We start from the raw sequence: 17,440 nt of genomic DNA, 5'->3' as shown, positions 1-17,440 counted from the left end.
GCTCGTCTGGCGTATCCCGGATCGCAATATGGAACGCATCCTCGATTTGATATACGAGGCCGCCGGCCAACAAGACCTCTGGCCTGCCGTTCTCACCGCTATCGCCGATCTCACAGGAAGCGAAGGCGGGGTATTGTTCGGACAATCGGTCACGGCCGAGCAAGTCTACTTCGATTTCAACGGCCGCTTGAACCAGCAATGCAGTCAAGTCTACCAGGAACGCCATATGCAGAATGCCTGGTCGGAGGCTATGGAGGACAAGCCGATCGGGCAAGTGGTCCTGTCGGACGAAGTGGTGCCGCTGCGCGAGCTCAAAAAATCGGTCTTCTACGACGAGGTCCTCAGGCCGCAAGGCATCGGACACAACGCGATGATTGCGCTGGCAGCGAAGGACGACTTCCGTGTGGCCTTCAACATCTGCCGCAGCACACGCCGCGGCGAATTCGACGCAGCCGGCCGTAAGCACATCGAAATGCTGGCTCCCCATCTGCGGAGATCCGTCACATTGGGATTTCGCCTGACCGGGTATCACGCGTTGAGGAGAGCCGCGTTCGACGTGATCGATCAACTGGCGGACGGCGTCGTCGTCATGGGTCCCAGGGCACATGTCGTCTTTGCGAACCAGGCGTCCTGTTCGCTGGAAGCGGAAGGGACGCTCAAGCTCAAACCCTCGATGGCAACCTGGTCAGCCCCGCATTCGAGACGCCTCGCAAACCTTGTCCGGTCGACATTGGCCGGCGGAGCCGGCGGAACGATGAGTGTTCCCGCGGTGGACGGAACGCGGCTTCTGACTATTGTCGTCGTGGGACTGCGCAGCGAAGAAGTCGCGATGCTCCGTGGGGCCTTCATCCGCAACGCGGCCTGCGCCGCCTTCGTGATCGATCCCTCGCAAAGAGGAACGGCGAGCTCGCAGCAATTGACGGACGCATATGGCTTGACCAGGGCGGAAGCGCGCGTGGCAGTTGCAGCGTCCTCCGGCGGGACGACATCCGAAGCAGCCGTCATGCTGGGGCTGTCCGCCAATACGGTCAAAACGCATCTCAGGCGAGTCTTTGCCAAAACCGACACAAGAGGTCAGGCTGAGCTTGCCGCACTTCTCGCGACGATAGGTGTCGTCAGATCCCCTGGCGAAGTCTCATAGCCAGGATCGAGCGGAGCGAGAGCCGGGACTTGTCCGCCTGGCCTTGGATTGCGCTTCCGCCTTCGCCCTTCGAGCTACGGCGGACGCTCCATCCGGGCGTGGAGCTGCGGCTGCCCCTACCCCCGCGCCTTGCTCCAGTCGGGGCCGACCGGGCCCGACACGCCCTCGAAGGCGCCGTCGACGAGCTCGAACACCAGGATGCGGGCGGCATCGACCGGGCCCGGCATGGCGACGCGGCCCTTGGGGACCGGCTTGAAACCGACGCGGCTGTAATAGGGTTCGTCGCCGACCAGCAGCACGAGGCGGTGGCCTTTCGCCTTCGCATCCTTCAGCGCGCGCTCCATCAACGCACGGCCGACGCCGCGGCCGCGGAACGGCGGCTCGACGGTGAGCGGACCGAGCAGCAGAGCGGGCGTGTCGCCGATCAGGATCGGCAACTGCCTGACCGAGCCGACCAGCAGCGTGCCGATGCGGGCGGTGAAGGACAGTTCGAGCAGATGGTCGACGTGCTCGCGAATCCGGTAGGCGCTCAGCACGAAGCGGCCGGGACCGAAGGTACGTTCGTGCAGCCGCTCGATCGCCTGAGCGTCGCCGGCGGCCTCGGGAAGGATGGTCAGTGAGAGGTCGGTCATGTCATCCGGCGGAGTAGCATCTGCGAATGCGGAGGTCCATGGGCGTGGCACCCACCTCAGTCCCGTTTCACAATCGGGATCGCGAAGATGATCGAGACCAGCGCCAGCAGGATTCCGATGTTGCCCGCGAGGACCGGAAGGCAGGTCAGGCCGAAAGCGGGTTTGGTAATCTTCATCCGGCTTTCCGTGGCGGCGGTCGAGCCGGTTACTGGCACAGGCCGCCCTCAGCGCCACGTCGCAATCAAGGGCCGGTCGTCGAGCACTTCCGCGATCCGCAGCCGCGTGCCGGGCGTGGTGCCCTCGGGCAGCGCGGTGATCGCGAAGAACCCGCATTCGACGATCTCGCGGTTGGGCTCAGGGACGCGGTCCTGCCTGAACTGCCTGACGACGTAGACCGCAACGTGGTCGCGGCGGGAGACGTGGCTGTTGAGGAAGATGCCGTGCAGCACGGCGTCTCCGGTGAGATCGATGTCGCCCTCCTCCTTGAGCTCGCGCCGCATCGCCTGCTCCATGGTCTCGCCGTGATCGACGCCGCCGCCAGGCAGATACCAGCCGCTGACGTAGCTGTGCCTGACCAGGAAGACCCGATCCTCGGCATCCAGCACCACGGCGCGGACGCCGAGCGTCATGCCGCGGACGAGCAGGAAGTAGGCGTGGAAGAGCCGCCGCAGCAGCGGCTCGGCTTTCCGTCGCACACGGTTCAGACTTTCTCCCATCAGACTTCCCTGCCGCCCCGTTTCAGGCCCTGCTTGCGCGCCGGGCGCGACCTTGCCATTACGGTAGAGCAATAGCGAGGCAATCGCGCGTCATGACTCCCAACACGCTGGCTCCCTTCACGCTCGCCCATCTGTCCGACCCGCATCTGCCGCCTTTGCCGAAGCCCCGGCTGATCGAGCTCGCGGGCAAGCGCGCGCTCGGCTATGTCAACTGGACGCGCAACCGCCACAAATACCAGCGCCGCGAGGTTCTCGACGCACTCGTCGCCGATATGAGGGCGCAGGCGCCCGACCACGTCGCGGTGACGGGCGATCTCGTCAACCTCGCGCTGGAGGCGGAATTCGCGCCGGCCCTCGCCTGGCTCGAGAGCGTCGGCCCGCCTGAGCGCGTGACCGCGATTCCCGGCAACCATGACGCCTATGTCCGCGCCACCTTTCATCGTTTCGGCGAGACGTTTGCGCCCTATCTTGCCGGCGACGATGGCCGCATCGGTTTTCCGTCCGTGCGCCGGCGCGGACCGCTTGCGCTGGTCAGCCTGTCCACGGCGGTACCGACCCTGCCGCTGATGGCGACGGGCACGCTCGGGCCCGATCAGCTCGCCTCGCTCGAACAGGTGCTCGAACGGCTCGCGACGGAGGACGTCTTCCGCGTGCTGCTGGTGCATCATCCGCTGAAATCCGATGCCCGCCAGAAACGGATGACAGACGCGCCCGCGCTGCTGGCGCTGCTCAAGCGCCACGGCGTCGAGCTGATCCTGCACGGGCACGACCACGTTCATTCGACGATATGGATCGAAGGTCCCAACGGAAACATTCCCGCGCTCGGCGTTCCCTCGGCCTCCGCGCTCGCGCACGGACGCTACCCGGCGGCGGCGTATAATCTGCTGACGATCGAGAAGGACAATGCCGGCTGGCGCTGCGAGCAGACGGTGCGGAGCCTGGGGGCCGGATTTCAAATCGGGCAGATCAAGCATGCGAGGTTGATTTAGTTGGCTGTCATTCCGGGGCGCGCCGCAGCGCGAACCCGGAATCCATTCACCCGCATGCGCTGTTGCTCGATGGATTCCGGGGTCATGCTTCGCATGCCCCGGAATGACGGCCAAGAGAAATCTACCAGCTCCGCAGAGCCGCCAGCACCGCGACCCCGAACAACGCGGCGGCGCCGAGCACGAACCCGAACACGAACGGCCAGACGCGCGAGCGGCGCGGCGGCACGGTGGCCGGTGCCTGCGGTTCGGGCGGGACCACCATCGCACGCTCGCGCTCGACCATGCGGCGCGCGACATAATCGGTGACGGCCTCGACGATCACGGCGGTATCGTGCGATTCGGCGAGCACGATGCGGCCGAAGCGGGTGTCCTGGACGAAGCGGTACATCCGCTTGTCGCGCCCCATCACGATGTGGGCGACGACGTCGATCCAGAGTCTCGGCGTATCGCCCTGGCTGATGCCGCGGTCGAACAGGTCGATCTGATCAGGCACCTGCGCGAACAGGGGATCGAGCCCGTCGTTGAGGATCTCGAGCCGCGCCACCTCGGCGTCCCTGAGATCGACCACGACGCCGGTCCGGTCGGCGGCCTCGATCCGTGCGCGCAGCAGTGCATCGCGCAGCCGCACCGGGCGCGGCTGGCCGGGATCGATCCCGCTGGTCTCGGGCTCTGACATTGTCGGCCTCGTCCTCGACTTTCCACCATTAACCTATCAGCAACCACATCCTCCGCAAAGCCCCACAATTCCAGATACTTACAGCGCCCCACAGCCTTTACACCTGTGCCAAAAACAGACGATCCCACCCAGGCTTGAGGCCTGGATGGGACCATCCGTCCTTGGACGTCTTCTTAGGTGAGTTCGGCGGCCGCCTGATCAGGCTGCCGGGGCGCGCTGCGGCTCTTCCACGATCGAGAAGCGGACGCCGGCCTTGTGGCGGCTCTCTTCCGACACCTCGCGCCAGCAGTCCTCAGCCTCCTTGCGGGACTTGAACGGACCTTTGACCTGGGCCGAGCCTTCCACGAGCTTGTGGAAGTTCATCGAACCGAACTCGCCGCCGATCACCCAGAAATTGCTGCCTTTGGTCATTGTGAGTCTCCTATCGAGAGGTGCGTGGTTCGTTAGCCGAACTGGTTCATCGTGTTGTGGGCGCCGCCTGCCTTCAGGGCCGCCTCGCCGGCGAAGTACTCCTTGTGGTCGTCGCCGATGTCGGAGCCGGCCATGTTCTGATGCTTCACGCAGGCGATGCCCTGACGGATCTCGGCGCGCTGGACGTTCTTGACGTAGCCCAGCATGCCCTGCTCGCCGAAATACTCCCTGGCCAGATTGTCGGTCGAGAGCGCCGCCGTGTGATAGGTCGGCAACGTGATCAGGTGGTGGAAGATGCCGGCGCGCTTGGCCGAATCCGCCTGGAAGGTGCGGATGCGCTCGTCGGCTTCCTTGGCCAGCGGCGTGTCGTCGTACTCCGCCTTCATCAGCTCGGCACGGTTGTACTTGCTGACGTCCTTGCCGGCCTCCTTCCAGGCGTCGAAGACCTGCCAACGGAAGTTGAGGGTCCAGTTGAACGAGGGCGAGTTGTTGTAGGCCAGCTTGGCGTTCGGCACGACCTTGCGGATGCGGTCGACCATCTTCGCGATCTGCTCGATATGCGGCTTCTCGGTCTCGATCCAGAGCAGGTCGGCGCCGTTCTGCAGCGAGGTGATGCAGTCCAGCACGCAGCGGTCTTCGCCGGTGCCCGGACGGAACTGGTAGAGGTTGGAGGGCAGCCGCTTCGGACGCATCATCTTGCCGTTGCGGTTGATGATGACGTCGCCGTTCCTGGCGTTCTCCGCCGTGACTTCCTCGCAATCCAGGAAGCTGTTGTACTGGTCGCCGATGTCGCCGGGCTTGTGGCTGACGGCGATCTGCTGCGTCAGGCCGGCGCCGAGCGAATCGGTGCGGGTCACGATGACGCCGTCTTCGACGCCGAGTTCGAGGAAGGCGTGGCGGCAGGCACGGATCTTCGCCAGGAAGACCTCATGCGGCACGGTGACCTTGCCGTCCTGGTGGCCGCACTGCTTCTCGTCCGAGACCTGGTTCTCGATCTGCAGCGCGCAGGCGCCCGCCTCGATCATCTTCCTGGCGAGCAGATAGGTCGCCTCGGCATTGCCGAAACCGGCGTCGATGTCTGCGATGACGGGCACGACATGGGTCTGGAAGTTGTCGATCTTCTCGATCAGCTCCTTCTCCCGGGTCTTGTCGCCTTCCTTGCGCGCCTTGTCGAGGGCGCGGAAGATGTCGTTCAGCTCGCGCGAATCCGCCTGGCGAAGGAAGGTGTAGAGCTCTTCGATCAGCGCCGGCACCGAGGTCTTCTCGTGCATCGACTGGTCGGGCAGCGGACCGAACTCGGAGCGCAGCGCGGCGATCATCCAACCCGAGAGATAGAGATAGGTGCGATCGGTCTTGCCGAAGTGCTTCTTGACCGAGATCAGCTTCTGCTGGGCGATGAAGCCGTGCCAGCAACCGAGCGACTGGGTGTACTTGGTGGGGTCGCCGTCATAGGCGGCCATGTCCGCACGCATCAAGGCCGCGGTGTAGCGGGCGACGTCGAGACCGGTCTTGAAGCGGTTCTGCAGGCGCATGCGCGCGACGGCCTCGGCCGACACGCCGTTCCAGGTCGGCTGGGTCTCGAGGAGCGCCTGGGCTGCCTCGACCTCGCTCTGATAGGAGGCCGGACGCAGGAGGGGGCTGATGCCGCGGGGCTGGTAGTTCATGGACCTGATCCTTTCGCTGACGATGGCGATGGCTGGCCATCGACATTCTTGACAGTGCATTGCGAGATGCGTGTCAGGAGCTAAACGCGAAAACGGAAAATTCGGATAGAGGGCTTGTTTCCGATTGGTGATGTCATGTAACATCAGAACATGTAATAGATGTTATTTTGTAAATCTTGTAAATCAATGGGTCAGCAGACCTGACCTTGATGAGCCTGGAGACCTGAGACATGCCCGCCGTTTCCGGCAAGAAACTCTTCGTCGGCCCGCGCTTCCGGAGGATCCGGCAGCAATTGGGGCTGTCGCAGACCCAGATCGCCGAGGGGCTCGGGATCTCGCCGAGCTATGTCAACCTGATCGAACGCAACCAGCGCCCGGTGACCGCGCAAATCCTGCTGCGCCTTGCCGAGACCTATGACCTCGACCTGCGCGACCTCGCCACCGCCGACGAGGACCGCTTCTTCGCCGAGCTCAACGAGATCTTCTCCGATCCCTTGTTCCGCCAGATCGACCTGCCCAAGCAGGAACTGCGCGACCTCGCCGAGCTCTGCCCCGGCGTCACCCACGCGCTGCAGCGGCTCTACGCCGCCTATACCGAGGCGCGCCAAGGCGAGACGCTGGCCGCCGCACAAATGGCCGACCGCGACGTCGGCACGCGCTATGAGGCCAATCCGGTCGAGCGCGTACGTGAACTGATCGAGGCCAACCGCAACTATTTCCCGGAGCTCGAGCAGGCCGCAGAGACTCTGCGCGACGAACTGAACGTGCCAGCCGAAGGGCTGTATGCCGCGCTTGCGGCGCGCCTGCGTGAAAAGCATTCGATCCAGACCCGCATCATGCCGGTCGACGTGATGCGCGAGACGCTGCGGCGCTTCGACCGGCATCGCCGCCAGCTCTTGATCTCGGAGCTGGTTGACCCGCCCGGCCGCGCGTTCCAGCTTGCGTTCCAGCTCGGCCTTGGCGAATGCGCGCAAGCCCTGGAGACCATTGTCGGCCGCGCCGGCCCGCTGGACGACGCGCCGCGCCGCCTGTTTCGCATCACCCTCGGCAATTACTTCGCAGCGGCGGTGATGATGCCCTATCCGGCCTTCCTTGCCGCAGCCGAAGCGCTGAATTACGACATCCACGTGCTGGCGCAGCGCTTCAATTCCGGCTTCGAGCAGGTCTGCCACCGCCTCACCACCCTGCAGCGGCCGAACGCGCGCGGCATTCCGTTCTTCCTCTTGCGCGTCGACAATGCCGGCAACGTCTCGAAGCGCTTCTCCTCCGGCACCTTCCCGTTCTCGAAATTCGGCGGCACCTGCCCGCTGTGGAACGTGCACTCGACCTTCGACACGCCGGACCGCCTGCTCAAGCAGGTGATCGAGCTGCCGGACGGCACGCGCTATTTCTCGATCGCGCAGATGGTGCGCCGCCCCGTCGCGCCGCACCCGCTGCCGCAGCCGCGCTTCGCCATCGGCCTCGGCTGCGAGATCCGTCACGCCGCACGCTTGACCTATGCCGCCGGCATCGACCTGGAGAAAACCGAGGGCACGCCGATCGGCGTCAACTGCCGCCTGTGCGAGCGCGAAAACTGCGCCCAGCGCGCCGAGCCCCCGATCACGCGCACGCTGATCCTGGACGAGACGACGCGAAGGGTGTCGAGCTTCGCGTTTTCGAATGCACGAGAGCTATGAGGGCATGTTCTCCCTCACCCCGCTTGCGGGGAGAGGGTCGGGGTGAGGGGGACTCTCCGCGAGGACGGCACAAGTCGGACTCGCGGAGAGTCCCCCTCACCCGGAATTCAAGCTGCGCTCGAATTCCGGCCTCTCCCCGCAAGCGGGGAGAGGCGAAGGCACCCGCCCAACTACGCCAGCGTATGCACGATCACCGGCCCCGCCGCCGCACTCGCATGCCCGGCGAGCAACGGGCCGAGATCCTTCTCGATCCAGGCGATCGCGCGCCGGTTCGCCTCCTCGGCCTGCTCGAACTTGTCGAAGATCGAGATCGCGGTGACCGTGTCGTCGCCGGCATAGACGACGTAGTAGGCGCGAAAACCATCGACGTCGCTGATGATCGGAACGGCGCCGTCCTTGATGCGGCGCGCCAGCTCTTCCGCACTCCCGCTTTTCGCCTTGGCCTGACGGATGGCGGCATACATGGCATCCTCCTCCGGCTATCTGGACTTTGGGCCCATGACCCGGAGCCGATGATACGCCGATGCAGGCCGCCGATCCACGCTTGGTTAACCCCACGCTAATCCGCCTGCGCGATCTGCAACGAGGGATTAAACACGCCTCAACATCGGCGCGTTAGTCTCGCCCCACTCACGTTTCGCAAGCAACGGCGGCCTATTCTGCCGGGCGAAACGACATCAGGGGGCTTCATCATGCGCATTGCGTTGCTGCTGACCGCGACCATCGTCGGCGCGCTCTTTGCCAATCCATCTCATGCCGGGTCGCTCGATGCCAACGCAGCGCCGTCGTTGCCGCCGGGCTTCCAGGGCTACCGCGGCTACATGTTCGACCTGTCGGAGAACTCCGACCGCAAGGACGTCGACAAGCTCGCCGACAATCTGAAGCAGCAGATCGACGCCGTCGAAGCGGCCGGCCTGTCGCCGCGCGTGCTGCGCTTCTTCCGTACCGTGCCGATCATCGCGAGCGAGCTCGCCTGCCTCGACGAAGGCGCCGCGACCGCCTGCTACGGCCGCGTCGCTCCCAACGTCGAGCGCCGCGTGCCGCGGACGCTGACGGTGTGGGACCACGACAAGCAGCGCTGGACCAATCCGAACGCCGTCGACCTCGCGGTCGACTCGGGGCTCGGCGTGATCATGCTGCGGCCGGACATGATGCGCTACGAAAAGGAGGCCGTGCTGCTGCACGAGCTTCTCCATGCCTATCACGCGCGGCTGCTGCCGGACGGTTATGCCAACAAGGGCGTGATCACCTACTACGCGCTGGCCAAATCCAAGGACATGTTGCCCAAGGATTCCTACGCGATGAAGAATCCCATGGAATTCTTTGCCGTGACCGCGAGCATCTTCCTGGCCGGAAAAAGCGAATTCCACGATCCGAAGTCGCGCGAGGCGCTCAAGGAGAAGATGCCGGACTATTACAAGTACCTGGTCGGCGTGTTCGGCTTCGACCCCGAGCCGACGGCGTCGAACGGCCCGGTGGCCTCGCTGAAGTAAAGCAGACAACGCGTCTGGCCAAGCAAGCCAGCCGAAAAGCCGCGCAACATGCGCGGCTTTTTTTGCTTCGCAAGCTGGAAGCTGCGGATGACACGCTGGCGGGAATTGCCAAGGCGGGGCCCGATCTGCATAGTCCCGCCGCATCGATACCGTTTTTCGAAGAGGATGAGAGAACATGGCGGACGCAGACCTGGATGTCGTGATCCGGCAACTGGCCAGACAGCTGCATACGGGCCTGATGACCCGCGCCAAGGAGCGGCGGGATCGCTTCAACGGCCTTGCGGCCAAGGCCAAGGGCAAGGAGACCGGCGAGCGCTTCAAGATGATGGCCAAGGCCACCATGGAGCAGGCCACCGCCGCAGCCAAGCGCCTCCAGATGTCCGCCGACAACGTCGCCGACAGCTACGCGCGATCGATGCGCCTGGCCGCCAGCACGCCGATTGCGGTGAAGGTGGAAAAGAAGGCGAAGGACAAGCCCGAGAAGAAGGCCAAGACGAAGAAGGCGAAGGCCAGGAAGGCGAAGTAACCCACTTACCGCTGCGGCGCCGACACCTGTGTCGGCTCGGCGCTGGCGAGCTCGGCGAGCTTGGCGCGCGCTGCCTCTCGCGCGGCGCCGTTCTTGCCGGCGGGCAGCGCCAGCGCGGCCTCGAAATCGGCACGGGCATCGTCGGCCTGACCGCGGGCGAGGAACGCGAGGCCGCGGTCGAGACGGGCCTGCGCATCGGAGGGATCGAGGCGGACCGCAGTGTTGTAGCTGAGGATGGCCCGATCGAGATCGCCCATGGCGGCGAGCGCAAGACCGCGCTGGTGATAGGGTGCGGCGAGCTTGGGATCATGCGCGATCGCCTCGTCATAATCCGCAATGGCACCCTCGAGCTCGCCGTTCTGCCGGCGCGCCAGCGCCCGGTCGCGATAGAGCGAGCCGCGGTTGGGATTGAGATGGATGGCCTCGTCGAAATCGGCGATCGCCCGCCTGAAATCGCCGTGACGCAGCGCGATCCGCCCGCGCCCCGCATAGGCGAAAGCGATCAGCGAGCCGCGAAGCGGCGAGAAGCCGATCACGGCCGAGCAGATGTCGGGATCGTCCTCGTCGCCGCAATTGACGACCATGTGCGTGGACAGGCCGACGAGCACGCAAAGAACGATCAGCAAAAGTACGGCAGCTCTGGTCATCTTCGACGGTGGCCGGAAGCGGGCCGGCCACGCATCCCCTTTCGAAGGAATGGTCACGTCGAGGTGTTAGCACCGGCCGGGACGACCCTATGTGCGCCAGGTCACAAAGTCGCAAATCCTCACCGGTTCCGTTGGCTAGCCCCAGGGACCGCGGGAAGAACCACGTGACGAGGAGCGGCCCCAGGGACCGCGCGGCGGGTAGTTCTCGTTGGCCCCGACCGACGGCGCCCCCTGCCCGCCGAGTTCGGAGGCGAGCTGTTGGAGGGCGGCGACACGGTTCTGGGTCGAGGGGTGGGTCGCGAACAGATTGTCCACGCCGTGGCCCGACAGCGGATTGATGATGAACATGTGCGCGGTCGCGGGATTCCGCTCGGCCTCGTAGTTCGGCACCTGATGCGCGGCGCCCTCGATCTTCACCAGCGCCGAGGCCAGCCACATCGGCTGTCCGACGATGCGCGCGCCGAGATTATCGGCGGCGTATTCGCGTGTGCGGCTGATCGCCATCTGCACCAGCATGGCGCCGAGCGGAGCGAGGATCATCATCAGGATCGAGCCGACGATGCCCAGACCATTGTTGTTCTCGCGATTGCCGCCGAAGAACATGCCGAACTGGGCCAGCATGGAGATCGCGCCCGCGATGGTCGCAGTGATGGTCATCAGAAGCGTGTCGTGATGCTTGATGTGGGCGAGCTCGTGCGCGATCACGCCGGCGAGCTCCTCGCGGCTGAGCTGGTTCATCAGACCGGTGGTAACGGCAACTGCGGCGTTCTCCGGGTTGCGGCCGGTCGCGAACGCATTGGGCTGCATCTCGTCCATCACGAACACGCGCGGCATCGGCAGGCCGGCGCGCCCGGCAAGCTCGGCGACGAGGCCGACCAGCTGCGGTGCGGTCGAACGGTCGACCTCATGGGCGCCGTACATCGACAGCACCATGCGGTCGGAGTTCCAGTAGGTGAAGAGGTTGGTCGCGGCGGCAATGACGAGCGCGATCATGGCGCCCGAGGCGCCTCCGATCAGATAGCCCACGCCCATGAACAGGGCGGTCAGGCCTGCGAGCAGCATTGCGGTACGAAAATAGTTCATGGCCGTCTCCTGGAGCGGCCGCGGGCAAGCCTTCGGCCGGCTCCCCCGAAGTATGAATGCCGCCGCCGACCGCAAGGTTCGTGCGTCGCCGGGCCGCAGATCCATGGCAGTGCGGCCAGCCTTTCGGTCCCCGTTAAACCTTGACGGTTATTTGCGCAAAAACACACGTGGACACTTAGCAACCTGGAAAGCGCAGGATTGGCTTAATCCGCGGTTGCCGGGCACGTCGTACGGTTCCTGCGCGTTGCCCCTTTTGTCGGCATTCCGTTCGCAAGGTGACCGTCATGATGGACCGCTCACGCGCCGCCTCCGTCGATCCCGCATCTGCCCCTGTCCCTGCCCCCTCCTCTGATCAGAAGACTGATGCGAAAGGCTTGCAGAAGGCGCTGCACGAGCAGCTGTTCGTCAATGACGAGCCCAGCCATGCGCCGGACGGGCAGACGGCGCCAGAATCCAGACGTCGCTGGTCGTATCTGCGGCGCGGTGCCAAGATCGCCATCGGGCTCGCCATCGTCGCCGTGTTTGGCTGGCTGCCGCTGCGCGCGATCTGGGAGAATTCGAGCGTCGAGGCGGTGCTGAACTCCCGCCTCGTCACGTTGCGCACGCCCATCGGTGGGCGCGTCGCGGCCGCCCAGCGCATCACCGACCAGACCGAGTTGGAGGCCGGAACCGTGGTCCTGCGCGTCGTCAACTCGCGCGGCGATCGCACCCTGCTCGACGATCTCCGGCGGCAGAAATCGCGCCTGGAGAACGAGCGGCCGAGTCTTGCCGCCAAGCTTGCCTCGGCGCAGGCCGCGCAAAAGGATCTGGCGCGGCAGGCCGCGCAATTCCGCGACGGACGCGTGCTCCAGCTCGAAGCCCGCATCGCCGAGATCCAGACCTCGATCGAGGCGGCGGCGGCGCGGCGCGAGGAGGCCAGCGCCGCCGTCGAGCGCGCCTCGTCGCTGGCCAAATCCGGCAATATCTCGACCGTCGAGCTGTCGCGGCTGACGCGCGAGCTCTCCGTGTCACAGCAGACCGAGCTCGGCGCGCGCAAGCGGCTGGATGCCGCCAGGGTCGAGCTCGCCGCGGCGCAGAACGGCTCGTTCCTCGGCGACAGCTATAACGACCGGCCGAGCTCGGTGCAGCGCGAAGAGGAGATGCGTCAGCGCGCCGGCGACCTCGAAGCCGATCTCGCCCGCACCGACACCGACATCGCCTGGCTTGCCAACGAGATCATCGTCGAGGAGGTCCGCTTCGCCGACCTGTCCGAAGCCAACATCACGACACCCGTCGCGGGGCGCGTCTGGGAGATGATGACCTCGCCCGGCGAGGACGTACAGGCCGGCCAGCCCCTGCTCAAGGTGCTCGATTGCAGCGGCACCGTCATCACCGCCAACGTCACCGAGGCCGTCTACAACCGCCTGCAGCTCGGCGATCGCGCGACCTTCGAGCCGAATGACGGCGGCGAGCCGATCTTCGGCACCGTGGTCAATCTGACCGGCGCCGCCGGCGCACCCGCCAATCTCGCCATCAATCCGGATGCGCTGAGCAAGGAGCCCTATCGCGTGACCGTGGCATCGCGCGATGCCGCGGCCCGCGCCTGCACCGTCGGGCGCACCGGCCGCGTCGTGTTTGCACGGCGCGAGACCGCGCCGTGATGACAGCGCTGACGCCCGGCCTGATCGCGCTCGGCGCCTTCATGGCGATCGTGCCGCTGCTCAGGCGCGACAGCACGATGGCGCGCTCGTTCCTGGCCGTCGTGTCGGTGGCGTTGCTGCTGCGCTATCTCCATTGGCGCGTCACGTCGACGCTCCCGCCGCCGCATCTGACTGTCGACGCTGTGATCGGCTACCCTTTCATGCTGCTGGAGGCAGCCTCGCTGGTCGCGGTCGCGTTGTCGCTGCTGTTCCTGAGTCGGATGCGCGACCGCACCGGGGCGGCGAAGATCGACGGCCGCGCCACCGACCCGCGTGCGCCGTTGATCGACGTCTTCATCTGCACCTACAACGAGGAACGGTCGATCCTCGAACGCACCATCATCGGCGCGACCGGCATGGCGTACGGCAACTATCGCGTCTGGGTGCTCGACGACGGCAGGCGGCCCTGGCTGCGGCGCCTTTCGGGCGAGCTCGGCTGCCATTATCTCACGCGACACGACAACCTCCACGCCAAGGCCGGCAACATCAACCATGCACTCAGGCATGTCGGCGCGCTGCCGGAGCGGCCGGAATTCGTCGCCATTCTCGATGCGGACTTCGTGCCGCGGCCCGATTTCCTTGCGCGTACCATCTCGTTCATGGACGATAAGTCGGTCGGCGTGGTGCAGACCCCGCAGCACTTCATCAATCCAGATCCGATCCAGACCAATCTTGCCGCGACCGATGTCTGGCCCGACGAGCAACGCTTCTTCTTCGACATCCTGCTGCCGGCGAAAGACGCCTGGGGCGTCGCGTTTTGCTGCGGCACCTCGTCCCTCATTCGCTATGCCGGGCTGATGCAGATCGGCGGATTTCCGACCGATTCGGTGACCGAGGACTACCTGGTCACGCTGCGTCTCAAGGAATGCGGCCTCAACACGATCTATCTCAACGAGCGCCTGACGATCGGGCTCGCGCCGGAGGGGCTGAAGGAATACATCACCCAGCGCGCCCGCTGGTGCCTCGGCTTGATGCAGATCGTGCGCGGTCGCAGCGGACCGCTGTCGCGGGACTCGAAGCTGTCCTTCATCGACCGGCTCTCGCTGACCGACGCCTTCATGAGCTGGTCGGCGGTGTACGCGTCGAAGGTGGCGGGCCTCGTCGTGCCCTGGTTGTTCCTGCTGTTCGGCATCAAGGCGGTTCAGGCCGACCTCACCGAGCTGTTGCGCTTCTTTCTGCCTTTCTATGTCTGGCATGGTCTCAGCATGGCCTGGCTGTCGCGCGGCCGCTCGCTCGCGATGATGACGGACGTCTCGCAGCTCATCGCGGCGCCTGCAGTGCTCCAGGCGGTGGCCGCCGGCCTGCTGAAGCCGACAGGACACCAGTTCAAGGTCACCGCGAAAGGCGGCGACCGCAACAGGCGATTCGTCGAATGGCCGCTGCTGCGGCTCTATGGCGGCGCGCTCGTCATCACGCTCGCAGCCATCGCCTATGCCTTCATCCTGCACCTGCGCGGCGAGAACATCGCCTATGGCGGACTGGCCCTGGCCTGGAGCCTCTACAACGCGGTCATCCTCACCGTGGTCTGCTTCGTCTGCATCGAGCAGCCGCGCAAGCGAAAGGCGGAGCGGTTCAGCCGCAATGAGACCGTCCTGCTGCGCCACGACGGCAGGTCGCATCTCGCGCGGCTCGCCGACATCTCCATCACGGGCGCACGCCTGATCGACCCCGATCCGCCGGCGCCGGGCAGCACGATCGAATGCCGCATCTACGGCCGCCCGATCGCGGCCATCGTGGTGCGGCGGACCGCGGACGGATTCGCCGTGCGGTTCGAGGAAGACATGGACACGCGCGTGCACGCGATCAGGGCATTCTATGCCGGCGAGTATGTTCGCGCCTTTCGGGGAGTGAGGGCGCTCCCGGTCGGCAAAGCGCTGCTGATGCGGCTGTTCGGCTAGGCCGACGCAGCATCACCCGCATTCCCTCTGCGGGCGGAGCATCGAAAGGATGGCTTGAGGCCGTCACTTCACCTAAACTTCGGGCGAATCCACGCCCGTCCTTTCCCCGCCGGAACTCCCATGGTCCAGACCCGATTTCTGATCGCGGCCGTCACGCTTTTCGCGTGCACCGCCACCGCTTCCGCCCAGATGCTTCCACCTCCCACCAGGCCCGCAGCGCCCAAGGCCCCCTCGCCCCGCGCGGCCTCGTGCCACAATGGCGCGAGCTTCGATCGCTTCCTGGCGGACGTGAAGCAACAGGCGGTAGCTGCCGGCGTGTCGCAGCACACGATCGCGGAGGCTTCACCGTATCTCGTCTACGACCAGGGCATCGTCAACCGCGACCGTGGCCAGCGCGTGTTCGGCCAGCTCTTCACCGAATTCGCCGGCCGCATGGCCGCGCCCTATCGCATGCAGAACGGACAGCAGCATATCAAGCGATACGCGGCGGCCTTTGCACGCGCCGAAAAGGAATATGGCGTGCCACCGGCCGTGATCGCCGCATTCTGGGGCCTCGAGAGCGACTTCGGTGCCAACATGGGCAATCTGCCGACGCTGAAATCGCTGGTGTCGCTCGCCTATGACTGCCGCCGCTCCGAGATGTTCGTGGGCGAGACCATCGCCGCGCTGAAGATCATCGATCGCGGCGATCTGCACCCCGACGAGATGATCGGCTCCTGGGCCGGCGAGCTCGGGCAGACCCAGTTCCTGCCCGTGCACTGCGTGAACTATGCGGTCGATTATGACGGCGACGGACGGCGCGACCTGTTGCGCTCGCCAGCCGACGTGATCGGCTCGACCGCGAATTACATCGCCAATGGTTTGAAGTGGCGGCGCGGCGAGCCGTGGCTGGAAGAGATCAAGGTGCCGCCGGACCTGCCGTGGGACAAGACCGATCTCACGGTGCACGAGCCGCGCTCGACATGGGCGCAGCTGGGCGTCACCTATCCCGACGGACGTCCGCTGCCGAATGACAATCTTGCGGCGTCCGTGCTGCTGCCGATGGGCCGCCATGGTCCGGCCTTCCTCGCCTATCCGAATTTCGCGGCCTACACTGAATGGAACAACTCACTGATCTACTCGACCACCGCGGGCTATCTCGCCTCGCGCATCGCCGGCGCCGCGCCGATGCGCAAGCCCTCCGCGCCGGTCGCGCAGCTGCCGTTCAACGAGCTGAAGGAATTGCAGCAGCTGCTGGTGCGTGCCGGCTACAATGTCGGCAAGGTCGACGGCGTGCTCGGCCAGCAGAGCCGCACTGCCGTGAAGGCGATGCAGATCAAATACGGCCTGCCAGCCGATTCCTGGCCGACGGCGGAGCTGCTGGCGCGAATGCGCGGCGGCACGGCGCAGGCGCAGCCCCAGGCGACGGTTCGGTAGAATTTTCGCACCGCACAGGCCACTTGCGACGATTGTATTTTTCCATGAGGCTCCCATGTGAGTGGCTCAGGTTTTCTCCTGAGATCTCCCACCATTGAAGCGAGCATCATATGTCCTTCTACGACGCCGTCGTCCCCGCCTATCTGCAGATGCTGAACAGCGTGACCGGGCTGCTCACCAAAGCCGAGGCGCATTGCGCGGCGAAAAAGATCGATCCCGGCGTCCTGCTCGGCTCGCGCCTGTTCCCGGACATGCTGCCGTTGTCGCGGCAGGTCCAGCTGGTCAGCGACTATCCGACCAGAGGCTGTGCGCGGCTGACGCAAAGCGAGGTGCCCTCGACGCCCGACACCGAAACGAGCTTTGCGGAGTTGAAGCAGCGGCTGGCGAAGACGATCGACTATGTCAAATCCTTCAAGCCCGAGCAGTTTGAGGGCGCCGACGCCAAGGACGTCACCTTTCCGGTCGGCCCCGGCAAGACCATTACCATGACGGGACAGCAATTCCTGAGCTCGTTCTCGCTGCCGAACCTCTATTTCCACGCGGCGACAGCCCACGGCATCTTGCGTCACAGCGGCGTCGAGATCGGCAAGCGCGATTTCCTCGGCGCGAACTGATTTGTGAAATCGCACGGCCCCCGACAGCGGGATTTCGCTGTCGCGGCCGGAATTGCACATGATTTATGCTACGCGGGCGCTGCCGCGTAGCTCGCCTGCACTTTCCGTATGGCTCATCCCTTGCGCCTGATGTCGCGATGCACAAGTGTTCGAAACCTCTCACCGCCTGGAAGCATTCC

General features: G+C 65.3%; 17 protein-coding genes. 9 read left to right on the top strand and 8 right to left on the bottom strand.

All coding sequences use genetic code 11. The features are described from left to right. The first annotated feature begins 28 nt into the window (after positions 1 to 28). The gene (locus EDE08_RS00490; RefSeq protein ID WP_131866166.1) at positions 29 to 1,141 is read left to right on the top strand and encodes a helix-turn-helix transcriptional regulator; all 1,113 of its coding nucleotides are present in this window, start codon (positions 29 to 31) and stop codon (positions 1,139 to 1,141) included. A 116-nt stretch (positions 1,142 to 1,257) separates the two neighbouring features. On the opposite strand, the gene EDE08_RS00485 is transcribed toward EDE08_RS00490, so the two are convergent. Both EDE08_RS00485 and EDE08_RS00480 read right to left on the bottom strand, forming a co-directional pair. Beyond that, entirely contained in the window at positions 1,258 to 1,773 is a 516-nt protein-coding gene (locus EDE08_RS00485; RefSeq protein WP_131866164.1) for a GNAT family N-acetyltransferase, read from the bottom strand. Positions 1,774 to 1,997: 224 nt separating this feature from the next. Further along, positions 1,998 to 2,489: an NUDIX domain-containing protein gene (locus EDE08_RS00480; protein ID WP_131866162.1), complete on the bottom strand. Its 492-nt coding sequence runs from the start codon at positions 2,487 to 2,489 to the stop codon at positions 1,998 to 2,000. A 107-nt stretch (positions 2,490 to 2,596) separates the two neighbouring features. Here EDE08_RS00480 and EDE08_RS00475 point away from each other — a divergent pair, with 107 nt between their 5' ends. Continuing rightward, a complete protein-coding gene (locus EDE08_RS00475; protein WP_131867382.1) occupies positions 2,597 to 3,478 on the top strand; it encodes a metallophosphoesterase family protein in 882 nt (293 codons plus the stop codon). Between the two features lie 121 nt (positions 3,479 to 3,599). Here EDE08_RS00475 and EDE08_RS00470 read toward each other — a convergent pair whose 3' ends face one another. The 3 genes from EDE08_RS00470 to EDE08_RS00460 all read right to left on the bottom strand — a co-directional run bounded on the left by EDE08_RS00470 (position 3,600) and on the right by EDE08_RS00460 (position 6,229). Continuing rightward, positions 3,600 to 4,154 (bottom strand): hypothetical protein, encoded by a 555-nt coding sequence (locus EDE08_RS00470; RefSeq protein ID WP_131866160.1) that lies wholly within the window; start codon positions 4,152 to 4,154, stop codon positions 3,600 to 3,602. Between the two features lie 198 nt (positions 4,155 to 4,352). Further along, positions 4,353 to 4,565 (bottom strand): DUF4170 domain-containing protein, encoded by a 213-nt coding sequence (locus EDE08_RS00465; protein ID WP_027575539.1) that lies wholly within the window; start codon positions 4,563 to 4,565, stop codon positions 4,353 to 4,355. Between the two features lie 32 nt (positions 4,566 to 4,597). Then, positions 4,598 to 6,229 (bottom strand): isocitrate lyase, encoded by a 1,632-nt coding sequence (locus EDE08_RS00460; RefSeq protein WP_131866158.1) that lies wholly within the window; start codon positions 6,227 to 6,229, stop codon positions 4,598 to 4,600. 230 nt (positions 6,230 to 6,459) lie between these two features. Between EDE08_RS00460 and EDE08_RS00455 the strand changes: the two genes are divergently transcribed. Further along, positions 6,460 to 7,905, top strand: coding sequence for a helix-turn-helix domain-containing protein (locus tag EDE08_RS00455; RefSeq protein WP_131866156.1), 1,446 nt, complete (start codon positions 6,460 to 6,462; stop codon positions 7,903 to 7,905). Between the two features lie 170 nt (positions 7,906 to 8,075). On the opposite strand, the gene EDE08_RS38165 is transcribed toward EDE08_RS00455, so the two are convergent. Next, positions 8,076 to 8,369 (bottom strand): antibiotic biosynthesis monooxygenase, encoded by a 294-nt coding sequence (locus EDE08_RS38165; protein ID WP_014497428.1) that lies wholly within the window; start codon positions 8,367 to 8,369, stop codon positions 8,076 to 8,078. Between the two features lie 228 nt (positions 8,370 to 8,597). Here EDE08_RS38165 and EDE08_RS00445 point away from each other — a divergent pair, with 228 nt between their 5' ends. Next, entirely contained in the window at positions 8,598 to 9,398 is an 801-nt protein-coding gene (locus EDE08_RS00445; protein WP_131866154.1) for a hypothetical protein, read from the top strand. 175 nt (positions 9,399 to 9,573) lie between these two features. Further along, positions 9,574 to 9,924 carry a hypothetical protein gene (locus EDE08_RS00440; protein ID WP_131866152.1) on the top strand — a complete coding sequence of 117 codons (351 nt, stop codon included), beginning with the start codon at positions 9,574 to 9,576 and terminating at the stop codon, positions 9,922 to 9,924. 5 nt (positions 9,925 to 9,929) lie between these two features. Here the strand turns inward: EDE08_RS00440 and EDE08_RS00435 are convergent, their stop codons facing one another. Further along, positions 9,930 to 10,571, bottom strand: coding sequence for a tetratricopeptide repeat protein (locus tag EDE08_RS00435; protein ID WP_207912870.1), 642 nt, complete (start codon positions 10,569 to 10,571; stop codon positions 9,930 to 9,932). A 135-nt stretch (positions 10,572 to 10,706) separates the two neighbouring features. Beyond that, entirely contained in the window at positions 10,707 to 11,654 is a 948-nt protein-coding gene (gene htpX / locus EDE08_RS00430) for a zinc metalloprotease HtpX (RefSeq protein WP_131866148.1), read from the bottom strand. Between the two features lie 284 nt (positions 11,655 to 11,938). Here htpX and EDE08_RS00425 point away from each other — a divergent pair, with 284 nt between their 5' ends. From EDE08_RS00425 to EDE08_RS00410, 4 genes are all read left to right on the top strand, one after another. Next, positions 11,939 to 13,294, top strand: coding sequence for an HlyD family secretion protein (locus tag EDE08_RS00425; protein WP_131866146.1), 1,356 nt, complete (start codon positions 11,939 to 11,941; stop codon positions 13,292 to 13,294). After that, positions 13,294 to 15,231, top strand: a complete 1,938-nt coding sequence (locus tag EDE08_RS00420) for a glycosyltransferase (protein WP_245524687.1) — start codon at positions 13,294 to 13,296, stop codon at positions 15,229 to 15,231. The genes EDE08_RS00425 and EDE08_RS00420 overlap by 1 nt, the downstream gene beginning before the upstream one ends. Positions 15,232 to 15,351: 120 nt before the next feature. Further along, on the top strand, positions 15,352 to 16,647 hold the full coding sequence (locus tag EDE08_RS00415; RefSeq protein WP_131866142.1) for a lytic murein transglycosylase: 1,296 nt from the start codon (positions 15,352 to 15,354) through the stop codon (positions 16,645 to 16,647). A 110-nt stretch (positions 16,648 to 16,757) separates the two neighbouring features. Continuing rightward, complete coding sequence (locus EDE08_RS00410) at positions 16,758 to 17,261, top strand: DUF1993 domain-containing protein (RefSeq protein WP_131866140.1); 504 nt, start codon at positions 16,758 to 16,760, stop codon at positions 17,259 to 17,261. Positions 17,262 to 17,440 lie beyond the last annotated feature (179 nt).

The sequence above is a fragment of the Bradyrhizobium sp. R2.2-H genome (genome assembly GCF_004346455.1).
GTDB classification, from domain to species: Bacteria; Pseudomonadota; Alphaproteobacteria; order Rhizobiales; family Xanthobacteraceae; genus Bradyrhizobium; species Bradyrhizobium diversitatis.
This window is presented reverse-complemented; position numbering and strand designations above follow the sequence as displayed.